Annotated in this window: 21 protein-coding genes and 1 pseudogene; 12 read left to right on the top strand and 10 right to left on the bottom strand. The window is 65.4% G+C overall.

From position 1 onward, the window contains the following. Positions 1-30: 30 nt before the first annotated feature. From LZ586_RS04265 to LZ586_RS04250, 4 genes are all read left to right on the top strand, one after another. On the top strand, positions 31-1527 hold the full coding sequence (locus LZ586_RS04265) for a tryptophan halogenase family protein (RefSeq protein ID WP_235079731.1): 1497 nt from the start codon (positions 31-33) through the stop codon (positions 1525-1527). Further along, on the top strand, positions 1524-3011 hold the full coding sequence (locus LZ586_RS04260; protein WP_235078432.1) for a tryptophan 7-halogenase: 1488 nt from the start codon (positions 1524-1526) through the stop codon (positions 3009-3011). The genes LZ586_RS04265 and LZ586_RS04260 overlap by 4 nt, the downstream gene beginning before the upstream one ends. Continuing rightward, positions 3008-4516 (top strand): tryptophan halogenase family protein, encoded by a 1509-nt coding sequence (locus LZ586_RS04255; RefSeq protein WP_235078431.1) that lies wholly within the window; start codon positions 3008-3010, stop codon positions 4514-4516. The genes LZ586_RS04260 and LZ586_RS04255 overlap by 4 nt, the downstream gene beginning before the upstream one ends. Before the next feature lie 131 nt (positions 4517-4647). Further along, positions 4648-6276: a glycosyl hydrolase family 28-related protein gene (locus LZ586_RS04250; RefSeq protein WP_235078430.1), complete on the top strand. Its 1629-nt coding sequence runs from the start codon at positions 4648-4650 to the stop codon at positions 6274-6276. A gap of 3 nt (positions 6277-6279) precedes the next feature. Here the strand turns inward: LZ586_RS04250 and LZ586_RS04245 are convergent, their stop codons facing one another. Both LZ586_RS04245 and LZ586_RS04240 read right to left on the bottom strand, forming a co-directional pair. Continuing rightward, complete coding sequence (locus LZ586_RS04245; RefSeq protein ID WP_235078429.1) at positions 6280-7308, bottom strand: cupin-like domain-containing protein; 1029 nt, start codon at positions 7306-7308, stop codon at positions 6280-6282. Further along, entirely contained in the window at positions 7301-8311 is a 1011-nt protein-coding gene (locus LZ586_RS04240; RefSeq protein ID WP_235078428.1) for a LacI family DNA-binding transcriptional regulator, read from the bottom strand. Before LZ586_RS04240 ends, LZ586_RS04245 begins: the two co-directional genes overlap by 8 nt. Positions 8312-8427: 116 nt before the next feature. Here LZ586_RS04240 and LZ586_RS04235 point away from each other — a divergent pair, with 116 nt between their 5' ends. Beyond that, the gene (locus tag LZ586_RS04235; RefSeq protein ID WP_235078427.1) at positions 8428-9900 is read left to right on the top strand and encodes an MFS transporter; all 1473 of its coding nucleotides are present in this window, start codon (positions 8428-8430) and stop codon (positions 9898-9900) included. Between the two features lie 171 nt (positions 9901-10071). Next, complete coding sequence (locus tag LZ586_RS04230) at positions 10072-12168, top strand: glycoside hydrolase family 97 protein (protein WP_235078426.1); 2097 nt, start codon at positions 10072-10074, stop codon at positions 12166-12168. A gap of 343 nt (positions 12169-12511) precedes the next feature. Here the strand turns inward: LZ586_RS04230 and LZ586_RS04225 are convergent. From LZ586_RS04225 to LZ586_RS04210, 4 genes and pseudogenes are all read right to left on the bottom strand, one after another. Further along, positions 12512-12745: pseudogene (locus LZ586_RS04225) on the bottom strand (IS5/IS1182 family transposase); the annotation flags it as partial. Positions 12746-12749: 4 nt separating this feature from the next. Further along, positions 12750-12887 carry a hypothetical protein gene (locus tag LZ586_RS04220; protein ID WP_235078425.1) on the bottom strand — a complete coding sequence of 46 codons (138 nt, stop codon included), beginning with the start codon at positions 12885-12887 and terminating at the stop codon, positions 12750-12752. A gap of 71 nt (positions 12888-12958) precedes the next feature. Beyond that, entirely contained in the window at positions 12959-13723 is a 765-nt protein-coding gene (locus LZ586_RS04215) for a DUF2243 domain-containing protein (RefSeq protein ID WP_235078424.1), read from the bottom strand. 41 nt (positions 13724-13764) lie between these two features. Next, positions 13765-14232: a DUF2231 domain-containing protein gene (locus LZ586_RS04210; RefSeq protein ID WP_319938047.1), complete on the bottom strand. Its 468-nt coding sequence runs from the start codon at positions 14230-14232 to the stop codon at positions 13765-13767. 896 nt (positions 14233-15128) lie between these two features. On the opposite strand from LZ586_RS04210, the gene LZ586_RS04205 reads away from it, so the two are divergent. Continuing rightward, positions 15129-15953, top strand: a complete 825-nt coding sequence (locus tag LZ586_RS04205; protein ID WP_235078422.1) for a chromate resistance protein ChrB domain-containing protein — start codon at positions 15129-15131, stop codon at positions 15951-15953. Further along, the gene (chrA, locus tag LZ586_RS04200) at positions 15950-17347 is read left to right on the top strand and encodes a chromate efflux transporter (protein WP_235078421.1); all 1398 of its coding nucleotides are present in this window, start codon (positions 15950-15952) and stop codon (positions 17345-17347) included. The genes LZ586_RS04205 and chrA overlap by 4 nt, the downstream gene beginning before the upstream one ends. Before the next feature lie 430 nt (positions 17348-17777). On the opposite strand, the gene LZ586_RS04195 is transcribed toward chrA, so the two are convergent. Further along, a complete protein-coding gene (locus tag LZ586_RS04195; RefSeq protein ID WP_235078420.1) occupies positions 17778-17945 on the bottom strand; it encodes a helix-turn-helix transcriptional regulator in 168 nt (55 codons plus the stop codon). 734 nt (positions 17946-18679) lie between these two features. On the opposite strand from LZ586_RS04195, the gene LZ586_RS04190 reads away from it, so the two are divergent. The 3 genes from LZ586_RS04190 to LZ586_RS04180 all read left to right on the top strand — a co-directional run bounded on the left by LZ586_RS04190 (position 18680) and on the right by LZ586_RS04180 (position 20791). Beyond that, complete coding sequence (locus LZ586_RS04190; RefSeq protein ID WP_235078419.1) at positions 18680-19588, top strand: ArdC family protein; 909 nt, start codon at positions 18680-18682, stop codon at positions 19586-19588. Beyond that, entirely contained in the window at positions 19585-19794 is a 210-nt protein-coding gene (locus LZ586_RS04185) for a sigma-70 region 4 domain-containing protein (protein ID WP_235078418.1), read from the top strand. Before LZ586_RS04190 ends, LZ586_RS04185 begins: the two co-directional genes overlap by 4 nt. Before the next feature lie 73 nt (positions 19795-19867). Further along, positions 19868-20791, top strand: coding sequence for a nucleotidyltransferase and HEPN domain-containing protein (locus LZ586_RS04180; RefSeq protein WP_235078417.1), 924 nt, complete (start codon positions 19868-19870; stop codon positions 20789-20791). A 40-nt stretch (positions 20792-20831) separates the two neighbouring features. Here LZ586_RS04180 and LZ586_RS04175 read toward each other — a convergent pair whose 3' ends face one another. The 3 genes from LZ586_RS04175 to LZ586_RS04165 all read right to left on the bottom strand — a co-directional run bounded on the left by LZ586_RS04175 (position 20832) and on the right by LZ586_RS04165 (position 22009). After that, positions 20832-21350, bottom strand: coding sequence for a MucR family transcriptional regulator (locus tag LZ586_RS04175; RefSeq protein WP_235078416.1), 519 nt, complete (start codon positions 21348-21350; stop codon positions 20832-20834). Positions 21351-21456: 106 nt separating this feature from the next. Further along, positions 21457-21669 carry a conjugal transfer protein TraD gene (locus tag LZ586_RS04170; protein ID WP_235078415.1) on the bottom strand — a complete coding sequence of 71 codons (213 nt, stop codon included), beginning with the start codon at positions 21667-21669 and terminating at the stop codon, positions 21457-21459. 19 nt (positions 21670-21688) lie between these two features. After that, on the bottom strand, positions 21689-22009 hold the full coding sequence (locus LZ586_RS04165; protein ID WP_235078414.1) for a conjugal transfer protein TraD: 321 nt from the start codon (positions 22007-22009) through the stop codon (positions 21689-21691). Between the two features lie 170 nt (positions 22010-22179). Between LZ586_RS04165 and traA the strand changes: the two genes are divergently transcribed. Beyond that, positions 22180-24996 (top strand): Ti-type conjugative transfer relaxase TraA, encoded by a 2817-nt coding sequence (gene traA / locus LZ586_RS04160; protein ID WP_235078413.1) that lies wholly within the window; start codon positions 22180-22182, stop codon positions 24994-24996. The last annotated feature ends 104 nt before the right edge of the window (positions 24997-25100 follow it).

Genomic DNA, 25100 nt, shown 5'->3' with positions numbered 1-25100 from the left:
CCACCTCTCGAGGAGAACATCAGCTTGGGTATGGATCCCGTCCGCGTCGTCGTCCTGGGGGGCGGCACTGCCGGCTGGATGACCGCCGCCGCGCTCGCCACCCTGCTTCCGCGTGCGCGTTGTACGGTACGCCTGGTCGAGTCAGAGCAGATCGGAACCGTCGGCGTAGGCGAGGCTACGCTGCCGCAGATGCGGGCATTCAACGATGCCATCGGCATAATCGAAGCCGATATGATGCGGCGCACGAACGCGACCTTCAAGCTGGGCATCGAATTCGTCGATTGGGGTGTTGCAGGTAGCGCCTACATCCATCCGTTCGGCGCATATGGCCGCCCGATGGGGGGCGTCGGCTTTCACCACCACTGGCAGCGCGCTGCCGCGGCCGGAAAGGCAGGACCGCTCGAAAGGTATAGCTTGGCGGTCGCGGCGTGCCGTGCCGGCCGCTTCGATTTCCCGGACACCGATCTCACGTCGATCCAGTCGACCTACGATTACGCCTATCATTTCGATGCCGGCCTTTATGCCGGGTATCTCCGCGAGCTAGCCGAGGGGCGCGGCGTAACTCGTATCGAAGGCAAGTTCGTCCAGGTACTGCGAGAGGCCGAGGACGGCGGCGTCGCCGGGATCCGCATGGAATCGGGAAACGTGGTTCCCGGCGACCTGTTTGTCGACTGCACCGGCTTTCGCTCGGCCGTGACCGGCGAGGCGCTGGGCGTGGCCTGGGAGGACTGGTCGCAATGGCTCCCCTGCGACCGCGCTTGGGCGGTACAGAGCGAAAGGCTGGAAACCGTGCCGCCTTACACCCGGTCGATCGCGCGCGAGGCGGGTTGGCAATGGCAGATCCCGCTCCAGCACCGCACGGGCAATGGCTATATCTATTCCAGCGCGTTCATGGACGACGATGCGGCTCGCGAGACGCTGCTGGCTAATCTACCGACGCCTGCGATCATGGAGCCGCGGTCCATTCGCTTCCAGGCGGGTCGGCGCGAGCACAGCTGGACGCGCAATTGTGTCGCGGTGGGCCTGGCCAGCGGCTTTCTGGAGCCACTGGAGTCGACGTCGATCTATCTGATCCAGATGGCGGTAATGCACTTGATCGCGCTGTTTCCGACGCGGCCGGACGACGCTGTGCTCGCCGCGGAGTTCAACCGGCGGATGGACGTGGAATATGACCGCATCCGCGACTTCCTGATCCTCCACTATCACGCCAACCGCCGCGACGAGCCCTTTTGGCGTCACTGTCGCGATATGGCGGTACCGGACAGCCTCGCGGAGAAGATCGCGCTCTTCCGCCACCGTGGCAGCGTACCGCGATATGGCGAGGGCCTGTTCTCGCCGCCGAGCTGGGTGAGCGTGCTCTTCGGCCAAGGCTTGGAGCCCCGCGCAGTGCATCCGCTCGCCGAAGCCATGCCGATGTCCGAGCTCGACGCGTGGCTGGTCGCGATCCGCTCCGAAGTGGCCGCGGGTGTTTCAGGTATGTCGGAGCATGACGCCTTCGTTAGCGACTATGGGGAGTGGGGCATTTGACGTCCGCGCCCATCCGCAGCGTGGCGGTGGTCGGACGCGATGCCGCCGCCTGGATCCTCGCGCTTGGTCTGCACCGGGCGCTTCGCCGGATCGGTGTTTCCGTGCGGGTGGTCGAGCTCCCCTCGATGCTGCAGCCGATGGATGTCCATTCCGCGCTGCCTTCGCTCGCCAGTCTCCACGCGTTGCTGGGGTTGGACGAGGCGGCGCTTTTCACACACTGCCAAGCGACGCCCGTGATGGGTCAGCAGTTCATGGGCTGGGACGCACCCGGCGGGGCGTTCATCCATGGTTACGACCTTTCGCGGCCGGCAATCAACAATGTCGACTTCGTGCAGTTTTGGGCGTTCGCCCGGCGGCGGGGGATGCGTGTTCCGCTCGAGGAGTTTTCGTTGGCGGCGGTATCGGCGAAGCAGGGACGCATCGCGTCGGGCGCCGTGGGCGACAGCGTCGCCGCGGCACCGGGCTACCACATCGAGGCGCGCGCTTACGCCGCGCTGCTGCGTCAGGGCTGCGTGGCGGCAGGCATCGAGCTTCTGCCTTCCGGCAGCATCCGCGTGGAGGGCCGGCCCGAGCGGCTGAAGGCCGTAGTCCTCGAGGATGGCATGCGGATCGAGGCCGACCTGTTCATCGACGCATCGGGTGCGGAGCGGGCGCTGATCGGAGGCATGGCAGGTGCGGCGTTCGACGATTGGCGCCACTGGTTTCCTGCCGACCGGATAGTGACGGGCGCGCTCCCGCCGCTTGATCCGCCGCCTGCGCATGCCCGCATCCTTGCCGGCACCGCGGGCTGGATCGGGCTGTTCCCGGTGCAGGGCTTCACCGCCCTGGTGGGGCATTTTGCGATCGAGGGGCGCTCCGATGAGGACGCAGCGCGTCGTCTGCTGGCCGATGCCGGCGTCGATGCCGGAGGCTTGCGGGCAATACGACCCCGCGCGGCGGGCGCGCTGCGGCAAAGCTGGATCGGCAATTGCATCGCGGTGGGCGAGGGCGCAGTCACGCTGGAGCGGCTGGATGGTGTCGAACTCCACCTCCTGCAGCTGGCAGTCTCGAACCTCGTGGCGTCGTGGCCCGTTGATCGTAACGCCATGCCCGAGGCGCGTGAATATGATCGCGCCATGGCTTCGCACATCTCGAACATCCGCGACTTTCAGCTCGCGCACTACCGCTTGTCACGGCGAACCGAGCCGTTCTGGACCGGCGCACGCGCGGGCGACCTCCCGCCACGGCTTGCCGCCCGCCTCGCGCTATTCGGGGCACGGGGATTGCTCTCGCATTATGACGACGAGACCTTTCTCGCGCAAAGCTGGGCAGCGATGCTGATCGGGCATGGGCTGGTGCCTGCGGATTCCGATCCGGCGGTCGAGCGAACGCCGCCTGGAGAGCAGATGGGCAAGCTCCAGGAACTGCTGCACGTAATCGCCGAGCAGGTGCGGACCATGCCCGGCATCGCCGATTACATCGCCGCGCGAAAGAGGTCACGGTGACCGCGCCGGCGCGCATTCGGCGGCTGGTCATCGTGGGTGGCGGCACTGCCGGGTGGATGGCCGCGGCTGCCCTGGCGCGCGTGCTCGGCCCTCGCGGGCCTGCGATCACGCTGATCGAGTCCGACGCGATCGGTACGGTTGGGGTCGGCGAAGCGACGATCCCGCCGATTACGCTGTTCAACAAGCTGATCGGCCTGGACGAAGACGCGTTCATCCGCGCGACCGGGGCGACCTTCAAGCTGGGCATCGAGTTCGTCGACTGGCTGCGGATCGGCCACCGCTACCTGCATTCCTTCGGCCTTTACGGCGCCGACATGAACGGCATCGCCTTCACGCACTATATGCTCCGCGCGATGCGTGAGGGCGAACCGCTCGACCGTGACCATTTCAATGCCGAGGCGCTGGCGGCGCGCCGGGGCCGTTTTGGGCGGACCCCGCCCGGGTCGCCCGCGACTCTGCCGAAGATCAACTACGCATTCCAGTTCGATGCCGGGTTGTACGCCGGGCACCTGCGCCGCCATGCCGAGACGATTGGGGTGAAGCGCGTCGAAGGGCAGGTCGTTTCCGTCGAACGCGAGCCCGAACGCGAAGGCATCCGTTCGCTGTCGCTCGACGACGGCCGGCGCTTCGAAGGCGACCTGTTCGTCGACTGCTCGGGCTTTCGCGGGCTGCTGATCGAGGAGGCACTGGGCGCGGGCTATGTCGACTGGAGCGAGTGGCTGCCGGCCAACCGCGCGATCGCCGTGCCTTCGGAGCGCCTGCCGGTATTGCCGCCTTTCACCCATGCCACTGCACGCGACGCCGGCTGGCAGTGGCGCATTCCGCTGCAGCATCGAACCGGCAACGGCTATGTCTATTGTGACGCCTTCGCCAGTGAAGAGGAGGCGACCCGCACGCTGCTCGACCAGCTCGACGGCCCCCCTACCGCCGAGCCGAGGATGCTGCGGTTCGCGGCCGGCTATCGTCGGCGGCAATGGGTGGGCAATTGCGTGTCGCTTGGCCTCGCCTCCGGCTTCCTGGAGCCGCTAGAGTCGACCAGCATCCACCTTGTTCAGGCCGGGATCGCCAAGCTGCTGGCCTTGTTTCCGCAAGGAACGCCCGATCCTGCGCTGGTGGAGCGCTTCAATGGCGAGATGGCCGTACTCTATGAGGGCATCCGCGACTTCCTGATCGCGCATTACGCGCTGACTGAAAGGGAGGACACGCCGTTCTGGCGGCACTGCCGCGCCATGCGGCTTCCGGACTCGCTGCTGGCGCGGCTGGACCGCTTCCGCGCGCGCGGGGAGGCGGGCGCGGGTGGCATGGAACTGTTCCGCGACACCAATTGGTTCGCCATCCTCCACGGCCAGGGGTTGGAGCCGGGCGACTATCACCCGGTCGCGGACGCGATGCCGGCGGAGCTGCTCCGCGACCGGCTCGGCCAGGCACGCGCCGCAATCGAGCGGCGCGTGGCTGCGCTGCCGCTGCACGACGACATGCTGGCGGCCATTGTGGAAGGGGCGTGAAACGCCCGCGCGCGCTCCTGGGCTCTGCCCTCCTGCTCTCCGCCTGTGCCTCCGCGCAATCTCGTCCGAGCGCTACACGCGCCACGATTGCTGCAGTCGACCCAGGCCTGATCGCCGGTCGCGGCGCGCGCGTGCCCTTCGTTGAATATGAAGCGGAAAACGCCGAGACCAACGGCGCCCGTATAGGCCCGGACCGACGTTTCGGCACTCTGGCGGCGGAGGCTTCGGGCCGCCAGGCGGTCCGGCTCGAGGGACTTGGCAAGCACGTCACCTTCACCCTGGGCCGGCCGGCAAATGCCCTCACCCTGCGCTATGCGATTCCCGATGGAGCCGACGGGAAGGGGCTAGATGCGACCATCGGCGTCTATGTAGCCGGCGAGCGGATCGCGGAGCTGCCGCTGACGTCGCGCTATGGCTGGTATTACGGCCGCTATCCCTTCAGCAACGATCCTGCCCAGGGTGGGGGGCACCATTTCTTCGACCATGCGCGGCTAAGGTTGCCCCGAACGCTGCCCCGGGGCACGCGGGTGCAATTGAGGCTTGCCGAGCAGGATCGCGCACCCTGGGTCGCGGTCGACCTCGCGGACTTCGAGCGCGTTGGTCCGCCGCTGCCGAAGCCGGCAGGCGCATTGTCGCTGCTTCGGTTCGGCGTGGATGCGGAGGGTAGGCGCGACTCCGGAGCCGAGTTCCGACGCGCCGTGGCGGCGACCAAGGCGGCGGGGCGGACGCTGTGGATTCCACCCGGCACGTATCGCATCGACGGACAGGTCGCGGTCGACCGCGTCACGATCGCGGGCGCGGGCATGTGGCACAGCGTGCTGCGTGGCGAGGGGCTGGGCTTCTACGGCAGCGAAGCGCCGCATCCGTCCCAGGCCGTGGTGCTGCGAGACTTTGCGGTGCTGGGGGAAGTCACCGAGCGCAAAGACACGCTGGCGCTGTCGGGTATCGGCGGTGCGATGGGCGGTGGTTCCCGCATCGAGCGATTGTGGCTCCAGCATCATAAGGTAGGGCTTTGGTTCGACGGCCCGATGGAAGGCATCCGGGCCTCGGGGCTGCGCATCTTCGACATGACGGCGGACGGTCTCAACTTTCATCGGGGGGTATCCGACGCGGTGATGGAGAACAGCTTCGTCCGCGGTACCGGCGACGACGGGCTGGCGGCGTGGTCGAGCAAGGAAGCGAACCGGAACATCGTTTTCCGCAACAACACCGTCATCGCGCCGGTGCTCGCCAACGGCATCGCAATCTATGGCGGGCGCGACATGCAGGTTCGGGGCAACGTCGTGGCGGATACGATCACCCAGGGCGGCGGGCTTCATCTCGGCAACCGCTTCAAGGCGGTGCCGCTCGCCGGACGCTTCGATATTACCGATAACCTGTTGCTGCGCGCGGGCAGCTTCGATCCCAATTGGCTCCACGGGGTCGGTGCGCTGTGGTTCTATGCGCTCGATGCGCCGATCGGGGCGGCGATCGACGTAAGCCGTCTGGATATCGTCGAGAGCAGCGAGGAAGCCCTGATGTTCACCGGCTCTTCCGTGTCGGGCGTGACGCTGCGCGGCATCCATGTGGTGGCGCCCGGCACTCATGTCGCCGTGCTTCGCAGCGCCGGCAAGGCCGCGCTTTCGGACATCGATGTCCAGGGGCTAACCGCGTCGGCGATCCTCGCGTGTCATTCCGGGTTCCGCCTTGCTCTGGGTGCCAGGGTGACCGGCTTCGGCGATCCCGCTGTTGCCCCCTGCGGACCCGTCGAGCGACGCTGAGCGCTATCCGCGGGTCAGACCGCGCTGGATGGCATCCTTGAGCTCGGTCCGCAGCTTCTCGTCCAGCGGACCCAGGACACCCTGGCGAGCGCCGGGCAAGTGCGCGCCTGCCCCCTCTCCGCCGAAGACATAATGGTCGAAATGCGCACGCCACGCCGCGCGGTGCGCCTCGGGCAACTCGCGGATCGTGAGCATCGCATGGAACATGGCGTCCATGGGGTGGCTCTTGTCCGCCTTGGCCGGGCCCCACCAGTAATTGACCAGCATGTTGATGCTGTCGAGCGAGCGCACATGGTGCCACCACATGCATGGGATGAACAGCGCGTCCCCAGGCTCCAGATCCGCGACCAGCGCCGCCTCCATTGCCTGCGCGAAACCGGGATGTGCCTCGAAATCGGGATTGTCGAAATCGACCATCGACACCACGGTGCCCGCGGGTGTCTTCTCCATCGGGCCCATATAGAGGTTGGCGATCTGCTCCGGAGGGAAGAGCGTGAAGCGCCTGCGCCCGGCGGCGACGCAGGCGATGTTCTCGCTGGGATCGTGGTGGGCGGCGACGATCACGCGATTGCCGATCCACACCCGCGGTTCGACCTCGGGGCCTAGCAGCAGCATCGGATTTTCGGCTTCGAAACCAGGCAGGTTGTTCCACACCTGCGCAGACTGGATGGCGAATGCCGGCGGCTCCGCCTCTCCCGCAGCGCGCAACAAAAACTCGAACGCACCGGTCAGCTTGACGCTCTGCCGCCGGAAATTGAAGCCGGTAAGCTCGTCGTTGTAGAAGAACCGTCCCTTGATCTTCGGCGGACCCACCATCGCGCCCAGTGGCCGGTCGCGGTCGAAACGACCCAGATAGGTGCCCAGCGCCGCGCCCGATTCCTGCGCCGCCGCGACCACCGGCCAGCTGCGCACCAGACCGCGAAGAACTACCGGGCGGCCGGCGGGGACGATCTCTTGGTGGAAGCGCTCGGCGGTGACACCCTTGAGGTGGGCGACGGCTCTGGCCTCGCTGCTGGAGGACGCTTCAGGCACCACAGGACTCCCGCACGATCAGATTGGTCGGTAGCAGTTCGGAACGCGTGTCCGGGACTGGGTCGAGCAGGCGCGAGACGAGGATCCGCCCCGCCTCCTGGGTGTCCTGCCGAACGGTGGTGAGCGCCGGAGTGCTGAGCCGAGCTAGCAGCATGTCGTCATATCCGACGACGGACACATCCGCAGGAACCGACAGCCCCGCCCGCTGGAGCGCCCGGATCGCCCCCAGCGCGATCAAGTCGCTCGACGCGACGATCCCGTCGAACTGAACCCCCCGCCGCTGCAGCCGCGACACCGCGTCTTCGGCGGGTTCCATTTCGAAGTCGACTGGCACGATCAGTTCGGGGTCGAAATCCAGACCGCATTCCGCCAGTGCCTCGCGATAGCCGCGGCGACGCAGCATCGCTTCGGGATCAGTGCTGCCGAGGAACATGATCCGCTTGCGCCCGAGGCGGGCCAGGTGCGCCGTCGCGCGCCGTCCGCCGAGCAGGTTGTCCGACCCGACCGAGCAATAATGCTGCTTCGGCATCTGCGCGCCCCAAACGATGAAGCGCGTGTTCGTCTCCGCGAGCTGGTTCAGCTCGTCGTGGAGCATGCTCTGCCCCAGGAAGATGACTCCGTTCGCCCGGCTGGTCGTGGCTGCCAGAACCAGATCGTCGTAATTGGCGGGTGCGGTATGGCTGACGGTGAAATCGCAGCTGCGCGCGCGTGCCGCCTCACCGATGCTGGCCAGCAACTCGAGAAAGAAAGGGTGAGACAAGGGCAGGGCGCGCCCGCGCAGGTGCGGCGTCACGATAGCTACCGACCCTTCCGCACCGATCGGTCCCGTCGGCATGTGGCGCCGGAACGGATAGTCATGATCGCGTGCCAGCGACCAGATCTTCTGCTTGGTACGGGTGCTGATGGCGGGATGGTCGTTCAACGCGCGCGACGCGGTCGACACCGACACTCCGGCGAGCGCGGCAAGGTCTTCCAGCCTGGTAGTTCCCGTGCCAATCGCCATTCGCGCACAACTATGTTGAGGTACTCGGCGCCTTAATGCATCTCGCCCGGGGATTGGCAAGCAAGGACACGCGCAAGATGGAAAAGCCGCCCCGGCGACCTAGCGCCCCACGCTCGATGCTAGCCATCTGCAACATGTGCGTCGGACTGTTCGGCGTGCAGGTCGTCTGGGGGCTGCACAACGTCAACACGAGCCGCATTTTCCAGACCTTCGGAGCGAATGTCGAGGACCTGGCCTTTCTGTGGATCGCGGCCCCCGCGGCCGGGCTGATCGTCCAGCCGCTCGTGGGCTATTGCAGCGACCGCACCTGGGGGCGGCTGGGCCGGCGGCGTCCCTATATGCTGCTCGGCGCGGTGCTCTCCGCAGCGTTGCTCTTCGCCATGCCCAACGTGCACTCGCTCTGGGCCGCGAGCCTGATGCTGTGGCTGCTGATCGCCGCGATCAATATCGTCATGGAGCCCTTTCGCGCGCTTGCCGCGGACAGCCTGCCACAGCAGCAGCGCACCTCGGGCTTCGCCATCCAGGTGTTCTTCATCGGCGCGGGTGCCGTGTTTGCCTCGGCATTGCCCTCGATGCTTTTCCACTGGTTCGGCTTCAGCCCTGACGCGATCAACCGCGACATTCCTCCCGCCGTGCGCGCAGCCTTCTATGCCGGGGGTGCTACGCTGCTGGCTGCAGTCGCTTGGACCGTGGTCACCACGCGCGAGACACCACCCGAGCTACTCAGCGCCGCCGCGCTGGAACGCGTTTCGGAGATCGGCATGGGACCCGTGGCGCCGCACCGCTGGAACGCATCGGGCTGGGGGTGGCTCACGCTAGGCGTCGGCATCGCTGCGGCCGCCCTGCTCTGGCTGCACGACCGCGATCTGCATGTCCTGGCGGCGATCGCGATCGTCTATGGACTGCTCGTGCTGCTGGTCGTGCGCTACCGCCTCGCCGGCAGACGGCTGCCGCCGGTGCTAGAGATCGTCGAAGACGTCATCCGCATGCCGCGCGTCCTGCGCCGCTTGGCCGTGGTGCAGTTCTTTACCTGGTTCGGTCTTTTCGCGATGTGGGTGTTCACTTTGCCCGCGATTGCGGAGCGATATTACCGCACTTCCGACGTCGCGTCCTCCGCCTATGCCCTGGCAGCCGACCGCGTCAGTCTGTTGTTCGCCGAGTATAACGGCGTGGCCGCGGTCGGCGCGCTGCTGCTGCCGGCCGCAACTCGCCGCATCGGTCAGAAGGCCACCTTCACTCTCTGCCTAGTGGCAGGGGGTGCCGGATTGCTGGGGATCGTGTTGCTTTCGGATCCTGCAACGCTGTGGGTTCCCACCCTGGGCATCGGCGTTGCCTGGGCGGCTGTCCTCGCGCTTCCCTACGCGATGCTGGCGGATTCACTGCCGCCCGCCAAACGCGGCGTGTATATGGGTATTCACAACATGTTCCTGGTCCTGCCGCAACTCGTTGCCGCTTCAGTGCTCGGGGCGGTGGTTGAGCGCTTGTTCGCGGGCAAGACCTTGCTCGCGCTGGCGCTGGCGGCGCTCTGCTTTCTGGCGGCGGCGGTCGCCGCGATGGCGATACCCCGCCCGGCACTACTTCCGGAGTAAGGAAGCAGGCACGCAATTTCTTGCGTAGAAGCGCAGGACCTCAGCCCTCTATAGCTGTCACGTGCTTCTCACTGGAGCCAGATGGCAGTTGCCAGCAGCGCAAAATAACGCAAAGCATGCACCCGCACGGAGCGGAGCTGGCTCTGCCAAGAACACAAAAAGGAGAGGGTCATGATGCAGCGGATCGCAGGTATCGCTCAACAATCACCTGGGCGAGTTGCGCGCGTCGGCCGGCTGGCGGCTACCCGCGCCACATTGCTGGGCTTCGCTGCCGCCGGCGCGCTTTGCACCCCATGCGCAGCGGCCGCAGCCGAGCGCGTGTGCGCGCAGTCGCCGGAGAAGATAATCGAGGTCTGCGTCTCGGTGGATCAGGGCCGGGCGAGCTACACCGTCAGCCGCCGCGGCGTGGGCGTGATCGCCCCCTCTGGGTTGGGGATGGAGTTCTCGGGCGAGGGCACGCTGCGTTACACCGCCCTCCGCAATCCCCGGCGGGCGTCGCACGATGCGGTGTGGGAGCAGCCCTGGGGCGAGCAGCGGCAAATCCGCGACCGTCATACCGAGCTAGGCGTGACACTGGTTGGGGACACTGCGCTCAACAGTGCGGTCGACCTTACCTTCCGCATCTTCGACGACGGGATCGGCTTCCGCTATGGCTATGCCGGCATTCCTGTTGGTCAGCAGGTCTCGGTCGTCAAGGAACGTACCGAATTTCACCCCATCGGCGACTATCAGGCCTGGTGGTATCAGGCACTCGGTTCCGACCGGGATGAATATCTCTATACCCAGACCGATGCCCGCCGCATCACCTTGGCGGAGACGCCGCTGACGCTGCGCGGCAGCAACGGCATTCATCTGTCCTTCCACGAAGCCGGGCTGATCGACTTCCCGAGCATGCTGCTGGCCGGCGACGGAGCTGGAAAGCTCAGTGCTTGGCTCATGCCGCGGCCCGATGGGATTTTGGCGAAGAAGAGCGGCGCTTTCACCACGCCGTGGCGCACCATCCTGATCGGGGATTCGGCCGCAGCCCTGGCCGACAGCCGCATCGAGCTCAACCTTAACGAGCCGAACAAGCTCGGCGACGTTTCTTGGGTGAAGCCGGGCAAATATGTCGGCATCTGGTGGGAGATGCACCTTGAGCGTTCCACCTGGGGAAGCGGCCCCAAGCACGGCGCAAACACGGCCAACGTTAAGCGCTACATGGATTTCGCGGCCAAGTACGGCTTCGACGGCGTACTGGTGGAGGGCTGGAATCAGGGCTGGGACGGCGACTGGACCGCGCATGGCGACAAGTTCAGCTTCACCAAGCCCTATCCCGATTTCGACCTCCCCGGCATCACTGCCTATGGCAAGTCCAAGGGCGTGCGCCTGATCGGGCATCACGAGACTGGCGGGGGTGTGCCGAATTACGAATCGCAGCTCGAAGACGCGATGCGCCTTTACGAGCGGATGGGCGTGACGCAGGTCAAGACCGGCCATGTCCACCCGAGCGGCGACATCCTTGATTCGCAGGGCGGCAAGCACTGGTTCGCCGACCAATATATGGTGCGCCACCACTTCAACGTGGCTCAGGTCGCGGCGGCGCATCACATTGCGGTAAACGCGCACGAGCCGGTCAAGGACACCGGCCTGCGACGGACTTATCCCAACATGATCAGCCGCGAAGGCGCGCGGGGCCAGGAGTTCAACGCCTGGGGCAATCCCACCAATCCCCCCGAGCACACCGTGATCCTGCCTTTCACGCGCATGCTGGCCGGGCCGATGGATTTCACGCCCGGCATCTTCGACATCGAACGTAATGGCGTGGCGCTCACCCGCCGCGTGCAATCCACCCTCGCCACGCAACTCGCGCTGTACGTCGTGCTCTACAGCCCCATCCAGATGGCCGCTGACCTCCTGGAGAATTACGAAAAGCATCTCGATGCCTTCCAGTTCATTCGAGACGTGCCGACGGATTGGGAAGTGTCCAAGACGCTGCAAGCCCAGATCGGCGACTATACGGTGGTGGCGCGCCAGCCTCGCGGAGGGCGCGACTGGTTCCTCGGCGCGCTCACCGATGAGAATGCCCGCACGCTTCAGCAGCCGCTCAACTTCCTCCTTCCGGGCAAACGTTACGAAGCGCAGATCTATCGGGATGGGCCGGGCGCCGACTACAGGACGAACCCTTCGGCGCTGTCTGTCGAGAAACGCATTGTCACGAGTGGGAATGTACTGCGCCTGGAGATGGCTCCGGGCGGTGGAGTCGCTATTCGATTCAAATTATTGCACTGAGACTTTTCGAGTGCGTTACAGGTCTTTCGCTAGCAAGCGCGGATGATGAGGCGCGTTCAGCTTGAAGTGCTTGCAGTATTGCGGTTGGAAGTCCGCCTGGAAGGAAAGCTGTGACGCTGGCCCAGGCGCGAGATGGCCGGGGTTTACCCTACTGGCGCTCGAGGGGCGTCAAGCTCTTCTTGAGGCCAATGCTACCGAGCAGGAGCGGGAGCACGGTCGGTGATTGGAGTTTCGATCTCTGGCGCCAGAGACTGTGCGTTGTGTCCCCTCGATCGCGAACACTAGGGATTGCGCTACGACCTGAAGCAAAAGTTTTCGTTGCATCACCTGGGCGTACAGGCGGCTAGGCCGTAGACTCATAAGCGCGGAACCACAGCCGCATTGAGGCGAGCTGGACCGTGGCAAGGAGGTGGGCGGCGAGCTTGTCGTAACGGGTGGCGACGCGGCGGAAGTGCGTCAGCTTGGAGAAGAACCGCTCGATCAGGTTGCGTTCGCGATATAGCCGTTTGCTGAAGCACGGTTTCCAGCGCCGGTTGCTCTTGGGCGGGATGTTGGGCGTGGCGCCCTGGTCCTGGATCAGCTCAGGGCAGCACACCGTATAGTGACGTCTCCACCCCGAAGAGGATGAACAGGACGAGCCCGACAATGAACCCGCCGATAGTGATCATCACGGGCGTCGAGCCGTCACGGCCGCCGGGCTTCGCTACATCCTGATCCATATACGCTCCTGTACGACGCAGTGTTCGTGGACGCGCGCCGATGCCGACTGGAGTGAACGGGCGCTGGCGTATCAAAGAGTGGCTGTCCCGCAGCCTGCCAGGGCGGGGGACCGCGTCACCAGCAGAGCGCCCGCGCGATACAGCCGCCGTTCGGCGTCGGACTCCTCAAGCGCGACTGCGATCATGCGCCCGCGGGGATCCATCCATGTGAGCGGGACCCCTGCATTGGCGGCGACGTTCAGCGCTTCTCCGGCTGACGTGCCCGGTGCGAAGAACACCAGCGCCGTGCGGGAATTCGGCACCGGCCGCGCTGCCATGCCCGCGCCAAGAAGCACGAGCAGGGTCAAACTGGCAGCTGCGATTCCGGTGCCCCCCGAGCCCGATCCCCGGTGGCGCAGGATGAACCATGCCAATGCGAGCGGGACTAGCCCCAATCCGGTCAGCCACGCCACGTCGTAGAGGAGCGGATCGGGTACGTTCACTCGGATGCGGTGGATGCCGAGGATCCAGTGGAAGAAGCCGACATCGATGATGTTCCATATGCCGAACCCGGCTAGACCGCCGCCTGCGACGCTGCGCCATCCCGCCCCATCCGATGCGAACTGCGCCCGGCGGCGCCACAGCAGCCATAGTCCGGCGGCCGTGATCAGATACATGAGGACGTGGAACAGGCCATCAGCCAGGATCTGCGTGCCGATGTCGCGGAATGGCTCGCCGGGCACTAGGCTGAGCAGATGGTGCCATTGCAGCACCTGATGCAGCAGGATGCCGTCGAAGAATCCGCTGAGCCCCACGCCGATGATCGCCGTGGGAAGGATCAGCCCCCCACGTGTCACACGCGTCTCGCTGCCGTGCCGGCTGGAGGCAGCGGAGGCTCTCACCCCGCGCGTCCGTGCGCGGTGCTCACCCCCACGCCATGGCGGTACACCATCGTCCAGCCCATCCAGCCGGTCACGTGGATCGCTACGAACACGATCGTGGAAATGACGAGGCTGCTCGTCGGCACTGGCTCCGCGGCCCCGTAGCGCAGCAGGAAGTTGACGACTGAGAGCAGAAGGATGCTCGTGTTGCCGATCATGTGGATGTGGGCGGCTCGCAAGTTCCGGATCTCGCGGCTTCCGAAATAGTCAATGAAGCCGAACACCCCTGCCAGCGCGGCGAACACGATGCCGGCACCGAGCGCGTAGAGCGCCACGGTTGCAATGAGCCGCTCACCCGTGAAATAGAACAGCGCGTCGCACACGAAGGTCGCTACCAGCAGCGTGATCGGCAACGCCACTGTCATCGGGTGAATGGGACGTCCCGCGATCCTCGCCGTGCTTTGAGGCGTAGTAGCTGCGTCCAACGGATCTCTCCTCGTGCCCGCCCACCGGCAGCTGCCCCGGCGAGCCCGGCAGTCGCCGCTCTGGATTGCGCGTGATCAGCTTTGGAATGCGCACGACCTCGATCCGTTGCACGATCCAACATGAATCATGGCGATTGTCGGGGCCGTTCTGACCGAAAGCGCGAGACCGCTTACGGCCCAGTAGCTGACATCCTGGCATCCGACGCGCCGAACGGCCGGAAGTGGGCCGAAAGCGGACTAAATCAACATTCGCCCGCCCCATGCGCCGGCGATCGCGTAAAGAGACAAAGCGCCCACCGCCAGTGCCGCTCGAGGCAACCTGGCCGCTGACCAGCCTGCCTTGGGGTTAGTCCACGCTTGCCATGCCCCTAGAGCCAAGAAGAGCCACGCTCCTATGAACGCAGCGGCGGCAACTTGAGTTCGCCAACCTCGTTCAGAGGCGCCGACCCACAGAAATCCAGCATAGGCTAGGATCGACGCAGGGAAGAGCAAGAGGGCGTAAAGCGCCCGATTCATGTTCAACCGCTGCCACAGCGATGATCTGGAGCTTCGGCTTGTCACGGGTTCGACTATCAGTGATGACGTTACCTAGTGCAATGCTAACCTGTCAGATGAACGAACGTCCGTTTCCAGGTACCTCGCGCGCCTAGCCAAACGTCCGCGATTGGGCGCTAGCCGCCCGTCCGCTCTTGGCGTCCGCTTTGTCGATGGCGGATGGCGACACCTGAGTGGAAAGCGGCCGGTCTGCTTCCGCATCAGAGTGAGTTGAAGCTGACGTCCTCCACGCGATTGACAAGCCGGGCGCAGCATGGCTGATTGCGCGGATGGGGACTGCGATCTCCCCACGAGGCGTCAGCTGAAGAATCGCGTCCAGCTCACTACGCCAAGGACGCGTCATGCCTGCTCACAATGCAATCGCTCCCGAAAAGCTCGCCCGTCTGATCGCGCAACCCGGAGCGCCACGCATCATCGACCTGCGGGACGCACCAACCGAAGCCATCCCGGGCTCGCAAGCTCCCGCCGGCAAGGCCCCGATACAATGGCGCCGGGACGCCGACACCTCCGTCATAGTTGTCGACACCGATGGCCACGGCCCGGCGGTGTCGGCGGCGGCGATCCTCCGCAGCGACGGCATCCCGGCCGAAATCCTCGAAGGCGGGTTCGCCGCCTGGGCCAGCGCAGGGCTACCCACCGTCTCCTTTGCGCATATGCCCAAACGACACGAAGACGGCCGGACATGGTGGGTGACGCGATCCCGTCCCAAGGTCGATCGGATCGCCTGCCCGTGGTTGATCCGCCGCTTCCTCGACCCCGCCGCGCGCTTCCTCTTCGTGGCGCCTGCCGAGGTGCTGACCGTCGCCGCGCAGCAGCAGGCCGAGCCCTTCGATCTTGCCGACGAGCGCGTGTTCTGGAGCCATCGCGGCGATCTTTGCACCTTTGACCTGATGATCGAGGCGTTCGGTCTTGGCGGGCATGCGCCGCTGGTGCGGCTCGCGGCCGTCGTGCGTGGCGCCGACACCGACCGGCTCGACTTGGCGCCCGAGGCTGCAGGACTGCTCGCCATTTCCCTTGGCCTTTCCCGCATCCACAGCGACGACCATGCGCAGCTCGAAGCAGGGATGGCAGTGTACGACGCGCTATACCGCTGGTGCCGCGACGCACGGGGCGAAAAACATGATTGGTCCTCCCACCAGCCGGCCCGCGGCAAGGTGTCGGCATGACCGCCGCGACCATCGGCCTCGCAGCGCCCGTACCGCCGCAGCCGGTCACGCTACGCCAAGCCTTCTGGGTGTGGCTGCGCATCGCGCTGCTCTCGTTCGGCGGGCCGGCCGGGCAGATCGCGGTGATGCATCGCATCCTGGTCGACGAGAAAAGGTGGATTGGGGAGCAGCGTTTCCTCCACGCGCTCAACTATTGCATGCTGTTGCCGGGCCCCGAGGCGCAACAGCTCGCCACCTATATTGGCTGGCTGATGCACCGCACGAAAGGCGGCATCGTGGCCGGCGTGCTGTTCATCCTGCCCGGCGCTGCGGCGATCATGGCGCTGAGCTGGGTATATGTGCTCTACGGACGCGTCGGCATCGTCTCGGCCCTGTTCTTCGGTCTCAAAGCCGCGGTACTGGCGGTGGTGCTTCAGGCGGTGGTGCGGATCGGCGGGCGGGCGCTGAAGACCGCACCGGCGCGGCTGCTCGCGGCTGCGGCGTTCGTGCTGATCTTCTTCTTCGGCGCGCCGTTCCCGCTGATCGTGCTCGGTGCCGGCCTGATCGGCTGGTGGTCGGGCAAGCAGGGCCATGCTGCGTTCCGCGGCGGCGGCCACGGCGCATCGAAGACCGCGACCGTTGCCGACGCCGATACGCTGCTGGGCGAGGACTTGCCGGCGCACGCACGGCCGACATGGCGCGAGACGGCGCAGACCGCGCTGATCTGGCTAGCCTTGTGGCTGATCCCCATCGCGGCGCTGCTGATCGCACTGGGCCCCGATGACGTGTTCAGCCGCATCGCGACCTTCTTCTCGACGATGGCCATGGTGACGTTCGGCGGGGCTTACGCGGTGCTCGCCTATGTCGCGCAGCAGGCGGTCGAGAACTATGGCTGGTTGAGCCCGGCCGAGATGCTCGACGGCCTGGGCATGGCCGAGACGACCCCCGGGCCACTGATCATGGTGCTCCAGTTTGTCGGCTTCCTGGGCGCATATCGTGAGGCCGGCAACCTGTCGCCGCTGCTGGCGGGAACGCTTGGCGGGCTGCTGGCGACCTGGGTGACGTTCGTGCCGTGCTTCCTGTGGATCTTCCTCGGCGCGCCCTTCATCGAGCGCTTGCGGGGGAACGCCGCCGTATCAGGGGCGCTCTCGGCGATCACTGCCGCGGTCGTTGGCGTGGTGCTCAATCTGGCCATGTGGTTCGCGCTTCACACCCTCTTTCGCGAGACAGCGATAAAAAGCTTCGGGCCAGTCCACTTCGACGCGCCGGTGCTCGGCAGCATAGACCCTTGGGCTACACTGCTTGCCGGGGCAGCGATGGTAGCGGTGTTCACCCTGCGAGCCAACGTTATCGTGACCCTGCTTGGCACTTCGGCTGCGGGCATCGCTCTTCACTTCCTCGGCGTGCTCGGCTGAGTTGTCCGCGCACTGTAAGTGAACGTCCGCGTACGGGGGCTACTCGTGCGAAGCTGAATGACCGAGATTGGGGCGTTAGCGGCCACGGCCAAAAAGGAGGAAAGCACTTCAAGCGACTTGCGCTGCACCCGTCGTCGCGGACACTGGACATGCCGGCGCGAAGATGGCCAAGCGATCTGATTGCGAACTTGAGTGCTTACTGCTTATCGGAAGGGCGATTGCCGACCGGCAGCTGCCGAGCAAGCGTGTCCTGTGCGACTGTATCTCGCCCGCTTCATATGGTGTCCTTTGCCAATGGTCGCCGAAAAGCAGGCTTTGTCGCTGGGCTGAAAGAGTGAAGACCGAGAGGCTTGCTGGCCGCGGTCGCGCCCTAAGGGTGCCGTGCGGCTTCGCTCTCTTCCCAGCGATAGAAGCGTGGGTTCCTCTGCCATTAGGCCACGGCGGCTTCTCGCCAGCCTGCACAACGGGTGCTGATCTTGACGCTAGGCGGGAAGGATCCGTCCTGCATCTTCCGGTACAAGGTGGAACGGCTGAGGCCGGAGCGATCGAGGACGGTCTTGAGCCTGAGTAATCTGTCGGCATCGGTATCACCTTGCATCTGGTGCGTCTGAGTGGTGCCCCGCCGGAAAGGCTGAGCACGGGTTTCATGAGGTGCAAGGGGGAGGGGTAGGGGAGCCACTCCGTGGCATCATAAAGGTACCTGCTGTCATCAGAAATGCAGGAGGCGAAAAATAAGGCGGTGTCGCAGGGCGTCTCACACCTGCGGCGTGACCGCGCTCTACGCCGCTGCGCGGCGCCGAGTCGCTCTACGGCGTCTCGGTCCGTTCGGATGACGATCGCTTGACGCGAGCCGGAGCCGGCAAGTGCCGGCTGAAACGGAACGCGCGGATCAGATGTGCGCACACTGGCGCGCTCCTGCGGAGACGCCACAGGTCGCAGCGTCTTTGTGCCGCGTGGCGCGCTCGATCCCGCCGGAGGGCGCGGCGGCGACTGGCACACGGGCGCGTGCGCACGCCGCCGCGACGGCCGGCCGGATTCGAGAGAGCGGTTTTGGTGCAGCGCTGTTGGCGCTGGGAAGCGCTACGCGCTGATTTGCTGCGGACGCGCCGCTGCGCGGCGCGGCGTCGGCCTCCGGCACTCGAACTGGCGGGGGTGGGCGTCGCTACCCTTTAGTCCCGCCGCAGCGGGCTGCAAGCTGGCTGCGCCAGCTCCTCCTCTTCGTTCCGGCCCCGCGGGTGCAGCCCACAGCTCAATCGGGACTGCCGGTCCGCTCCTGCCGCCCACCCCCGCCATTCCGGCGCCGGTTGCGGTGGTTTTGAAGGAGCAGGAGCGATGACCAGGACCGATACGTCTCGCGTGAGCCTCTATGCCGAGGTGACGGCGCGGGTGATCGCCGAGCTGGAGCAGGGACGGCTGCCCTGGGTGCAGCCTTGGGATGCGGCTGCATGCGGGTGCGCAATGCCGGCCAATGCGGTGAGCGGGCGGCGCTATTCGGGGATCAATGTGCTGATCCTGTGGGCGGCGGTGATCGAGGGGCGGTACCAGTCGCAGCGGTGGCTGACCTACCGCCAAGCACAGGCGGCGGGTGGCAACGTGCGCCAGGGCGAGCGGGGCACCACCATCTGCTATGCGGATCGCTTCACGCCCAAGGATGAGGCCGAGCGGGCGCGGGACGAGGACCGCGAGGCGCGGCAGCTGGCGTTCCTCAAGCGCTTCACTGTGTTCAACATCGACCAGTGCGAAGGACTGCCCGAGCGGTTCACGCCAGAACCGGAGGGTGAACCCGCTGGGCCCCTCGACAATGTTCCCGAGGCGCTGGCGTTGATCGAGGCGAGCGGCGCCGATCTGCGGATAGGCGGTGGCGAGGCCTTTTACAGCCCGAGTGGGGACTATGTCGCAGTGCCGCCGCAGCTGGCGTTTCATTCCAAGATCAACTGGTATCGCACCGTGCTGCACGAGTTCGGGCACTGGACGGGTCACCGCTCGCGGCTGGATCGCGATCAAACGGGCAAGTTCGGCAGTGCTGCCTATGCCCGCGAGGAATTGGTTGCCGAAATGGCGAGCGCCTTCACCTGCGCTTCGCTGTCGATCCGGCCTACTGTTCGGCATGCCGATTATATCGGTAGCTGGCTTGCGGTGCTGCGCGAGGACGAGAAGGCGATCTTCCGTGCGGCGAGCGCGGCCAGCAAGGCGGCCGACTATCTGCTCGGCTTCGTCTCGGACGAGGAGGCGCAGTCATGATCCGCTGGCTGGAACTGCGGCGGATGCGGCGAGCCTATCGCGAGCTTCCCGAGCGCGATCGTGCGATCTTCGGATCGGTGCGCTTCGACGATCTCGACTATGTCCAGGCCGCCGCGCTGCACCGCTGCAGCGTCGAGGAAGTGGAGCGGACACTCGCGCGGGTGCTGGTAGCGCTGGACCGCGCAGCGTCGGGGAGACGCGAGTGACCGCCGCGACATCTCGCCCCGCATTTGCCGGGTGAGGTGTACGCCGATGCCAGCTCAGGTTAGGATTGAACCCATGAAGACGAGCCTCGATCATCTGCCGGCGGCCAAGCAGCGCGAGCTCAAGCGCGTCGTCCAGATCCTGTTCGAGGAGTTCGGCGACGCGACGGCGATCGCGACATCGGACTGGAAGAAGAACGCGCGCATGCTCAAGGTCATTCTGTACGGCAGCTATGCACGCGGCGGCTGGGTCGACGAACCGCACACTGCCAAGGGCTACCAGTCCGACTTCGACCTGCTGATCATCGTCAACAACGACAAGCTCACCGATCGGGTCGAGTTCTGGTCGACCGCGGAAGACCGGCTCAATCGCGAGCTGGCGATCACCAAGACGCTGCGCACGCCGGTCAATTTCATCGTTCACACGCTCGCCGAGGTGAACGATGGTCTCGCGCACGGGCGCTACTTCTTCATGGACGTCGCTCGCGACGGCATTGCGCTTTACCAGAGCGAGGACACCGAGTTCCACGAGCCGAGGCCAAAGACTCCCGCGCAGGCGTTCGCTATGGCTCGCGAGTATTTTCAGGAGTGGCTGCCGAGCGCTAACAAGCGGTTCAATGGCGCCAAGTTTCACATTGGCCAGGGCAACCTAAAAGATGCGGCATTCGACTTGCATCAAACGGCAGAACGCCTCTACCATTGCGTTCTGCTGGTCTGCACCTTCTACACGCCCCACGTGCACAATCTCGGCTTTCTGCGCACTCAGGCCGAGCGAATTGATCCACGACTGATCGACGCATGGCCGCGCGACAACCGTGCCGACCGCACACGCTTCGAGAAGCTCAAGGAGGCCTATGTGAAGGCGCGCTACTCGAAGCACTACCGTATCACCGAAGAGGAACTGGCTTGGCTCGGCGAGCGCGTTGAGGTGCTCGGTCAGGCCGTGCAGGTGATCTGCGAAGAACGCATCGCTGCACTGGAGAAGAGCGCCGCCGCGTGATCGACGCGCCGGGTGCGATGCACCCGGCGCGCGACGAAGTTTAGGCGTTCGCCGGAGCTTTGGCGCGCGGCTTGCGCGCGGGCGCTGGTGCCGGAGTGGCAGTAGGAGCCGGCGTGTTCCGCCCTGCACGACCCTTCGCGCCCAAGCCGATCTTGTGCGCCATCGCTCGACGCGCTTCCGAGTAGCTCGGCGCGACCATCGGGTAATCGGGCTTGAGATTGTAGCGCGCGCGATACTCTTCCGGCGTCAGACCGTTGGTCGAGAGATGCCGGCGCAGCGTCTTGTACGGCTTGCCGTCGATCATCGAGATGATGTGATCCTTCGAAGCGAGCGACTTGCGCACCGACACTGCCGGTGTGAACTCGGCCTCCGGCTCGGCTTCCTCGCTCGTTTCAGTTGCGCCAGCAGTACCACCGGCAAGCTCGTTTACGGTCGCGTGCATGTTGCGCAGAAATGCAGGGACATCCTCAGCAGCCACGCGGTTGTTCTGATTGCCAAGCCAGGCGATCGTCAGTTCGGTGGCAAGCTCGACAGCGTTCAGGGAGTTCTCGTCCGACATTTCGCGACCTTTCTGTTCAAGCAGCTGCGATGAAGTTGCAAGCTTGCTGTTCATCCTGCCGCATCGCTCTGGGGACTATTTGTTGACGGTGCAATAATGCCGGTGATCAATCGTCCGCCGCTTGGTCGAATGCTCTTTTCCCGCGGCGCCGCCAGGATGTCAGGGTCTGCTCTCGATCATTGCCCCGCAGCATCGCCGCGGCGGCCACCAGAATGCCGAAGATCACCGCGCGATCATCGTCGGTCAGGTCGATCAGCCCGGCTTTTGCAACTAGGCCGCCAAGCTCTATCAACTGGCGCGTGCGCTCGCGTCGCTTCACCACCCAGGCTCGCTTGTCGTCACGCGCGTTCCTGACCTGAAGCCGATACCTCGCTGCTCTGGTCCGGCACGCTGGGATGCTTGTTCTTGTCAGTGCGTCGAGTGCTGCGTGGTGTCGCCTGAAAGAAGGCAGCGCCGCGCTTGCGCCAGCCCTCCTTGGTTGCGGCGTCCGTGCTTTCGACGGCGCTCAGCAGCGCGCCAGCTAGTTGCTCGACCGGCAGCGCGTTCGCGCCGGTTGCCAGTACCAGTTCGCCCAGCTGGTGCAGCTTGCGCTCATTCAGTTGTCGGGCTTTGTGTTCCAGCACCTTCAGCTCCGACTCGTAGTCGCGTGGTTTGCGCATGACGCGTCCTCAGTTGTGGGATGAGGGCAGCTTAGTTATTGATGCGAACGATCAGCATAAATAGCATGAAACATCGTGGGACGAAGGCGTCCCGAAGAAGATGAAATCTTTTGAGGGCGCGCTTATACGTCGTGCCGACGTCGCTCGTGTAGTGTAAGTGGATTGCCGTCATGGCGATCTACCACTTCTCGGCGAAGATCATCTCCCGCGCCAACGGATCGTCGGCGTTGGCGTCCGCTGCATACCGGTCTGCTTCGCGACTCTATGATGAGCGGCTCGATCGCCATCACAACTTCTCGAACAAGGCCGGCGTCGTTCACTCCGAAGTGATGCTGCCGGAAGGCGCGGCCGAGCATCTCGCCGATCGGGAGAAGCTCTGGAACGCGGTTGAAGCGGCCGAGCTGCGCAAGGATGCGCAGCTATCGCGCGAGGTGGAGTTCGCCATTCCACGCGAGCTGGACCAGGTCGAGGGCATCCGGCTGGCGCGCGAGTTCGTCGAACGGGAGTTCGTAGCACGCGGGATGATCGCCGACCTCAACGTGCACTGGGACACCGGCGCAGATGGCGAGCCCAAGCCGCACGCCCATGTCATGCTGACCCTGCGCGATGTCGACGAGAACGGCTTCGGCAACAAGAACCGTGACTGGAACCGCACCGACCTGCTGGAGAAATGGCGCGAGCGCTGGGCCGAGCATGCCAACCAGCGATTGGCTGAACTCGATATCGATGCGCGCATCGATCATCGCAGCTTTGAAGCGCAGGGCATCGATCTCGAGCCGCAGTACAAGATCGGCCCGGCGGCGTCGCGCATGGCGGCGAAGGGGCTCGAACTCGAACGCGTCAACGAGCATCGCGAGATCGCGCGAGCGAACGGCGCGAAGATCATCGCCGAGCCGCGGATCGCGCTCGACGCGATCACCCACAACCAGGCGACGTTCACGACGCGTGACCTCGCCATGTTCGTGCATCGGCACAGCGAGGGGAAGGAACAGTTCGACCGCGTGATGGCGGCGGTGCGCGCGTCGCCGGAATTGGTCGCGCTCGGCAAGGATGGGCACGGCCAGGATCGCTTCACCAGCCGGGATATGGTCGAGACCGAGAAGCGGCTTGAGCGCGCCGCCGTCCGGCTTGAGGCGGGACGGCGACACGGTATCCACGAGCAGCATCGCAAGCTCGCCCTTGTGCGCGCAGAGATGCGCGGGCTGGTACTGTCGAGCGAGCAGCGCAGCGCCTTTGACCATGTCACCAAGGGCCAGGGGCTCGGGGTCGTGATCGGCTATGCCGGCACCGGCAAGTCGGCGATGCTCGGCGTCGCGCGTGAAGCGTGGGAGAGTGCCGGCTTTTCGGTGCGTGGTGTGGCGTTGTCTGGCATTGCCGCCGAGAATCTGGAGAGCGGCTCGGGGATCGCGTCGCGAACCATCGCCAGCATGGAACATCAATGGGCCGAGGGGCGCGAGCTGCTGACCAATCGCGATGTGCTGGTGATCGACGAAGCCGGCATGATCGGTACGCGCCAGATGGAGCGTGTGCTTAGCGAAGCGGAGAAGCGCGGCGCCAAAGTGGTGCTGGTCGGCGACACCGAGCAGTTGCAGGCGATCGAGGCCGGCGCCGCGTTTCGGGCGACTGCCGAGCGGCATGGCAGCATCGAGATCACCGAGATCCGCCGCCAGCGCGAGGATTGGCAGCGGGACGCCACTCGCCACCTCGCAACCGAGCGAACGGCGGAAGCGATCAGCGCCTATGCTCGGCACGACCGCATCCACGTTGCCGAGACGCGCGACGTCGCACGCGCCGAGTTGATCGATCGCTGGGATCGGGATCGCTCAGAGGCGCCGGAGGCCTCGCGGATCATCCTCACCCACAGTAATGACGAAGTGCGGGCGCTGAATGCCGCCGCACGCGACCGGCTGCACGCCGCGGGCGCGCTGGGCGAAGACGTGACGATCACTACCGAGCGCGGGAAGCGAGACTTCGCGCCGGGTGATCGGGTGATGTTCCTGCGCAACGAGCGCGGCCTCGGCGTGAAGAACGGCACGCTTGGCCAAGTGCAGTCGGTGAACCAGGCACGTATGGCAGTGCTGCTCGACGACGGACGCTCGGTCGCCTTCGATGTGAAGGACTACGCCAACATCGATCATGGCTACGCCGCGACCGTCCACAAGGCGCAGGGAGTAACTGTCGACCGTGTCCATGTGCTGGCGACGCCCGGGCTTGGCCGGCACGCGGCGTATGTCGCGTTGTCGCGGCATCGCGAACGGGTCGATTTGCATTATGGTCGCGACGACTTTGCTGACCGCCATGCATTGGCACAGGCGCTATCGCGCGAGCGAGGTAAGGACATGGTAGCCGATTATCCGGCTCCAGAACGAGCCGAGGCGCCGCAGCCAGTGCGTAACCGCTTTGCCGGGCTGAAGCTCCGCGTCACACCGGATATGCCGGAACTGAACTCGTTCGAACGGTCGGTCGTGCGCGTTGCCCGCGCGGCTGCCGACATCCTGCGCGTGCGCACCGAAGGCTATGCCGAGCTTCCGCATCAGCGTGCAGCACTCGACAAGGCTGTCGCTGAAATGGAGGGTCTACGCCCCGGCGCGAAGCGCGATCTGCAGAACGTGTTCAACGCCGATCGTTCGATGCTCGAAGAGGCTGCAAAAGGACGGCCACAACAGGCGATCCGCACTATGGCACTGGTGGCCGAGATGCGGGCCGACCCTGCGCGACGCGCCGACCAGTTCGTTGCACGCTGGGACAAGCTGCGGAAGCAATCGCAGCGCGCCTATGTCGCGGGTGACGTGGATCGCCGGAAAGCGATCCAAAGCGAGATGGCAGGTATGGCGAAGAGCCTCGAACGTGATCCGCAGGTGGAGTCGCTACTCGCCGCACGAAAGAGGCAGCTTGGGATCACGATCGATACCAGTCGCCGGCTCGGAGCGGAGTTGGCATTTTATCATGGGATCGACTTTGGGCGGGGACGTGGGCTTGGGCGCTAGGGGTAGTGTTGGCTTAGCGCCCGATACCTGTCTCTCTGGCTGACACCCTGCGATCCTAGAGCTTGCCGTTCTTTAAGCGGTATAGATGCCAAGGCGGTCTCGCG

Origin of the sequence: Sphingomonas sp. S2-65, from assembly GCF_021513175.1 — a bacterium.
Taxonomy (GTDB): Bacteria; Pseudomonadota; Alphaproteobacteria; order Sphingomonadales; family Sphingomonadaceae; genus Sphingomonas.
The sequence above is the reverse complement of the archived record's forward strand: the minus strand, read 5'-3'. Positions and strand labels throughout refer to the sequence as shown.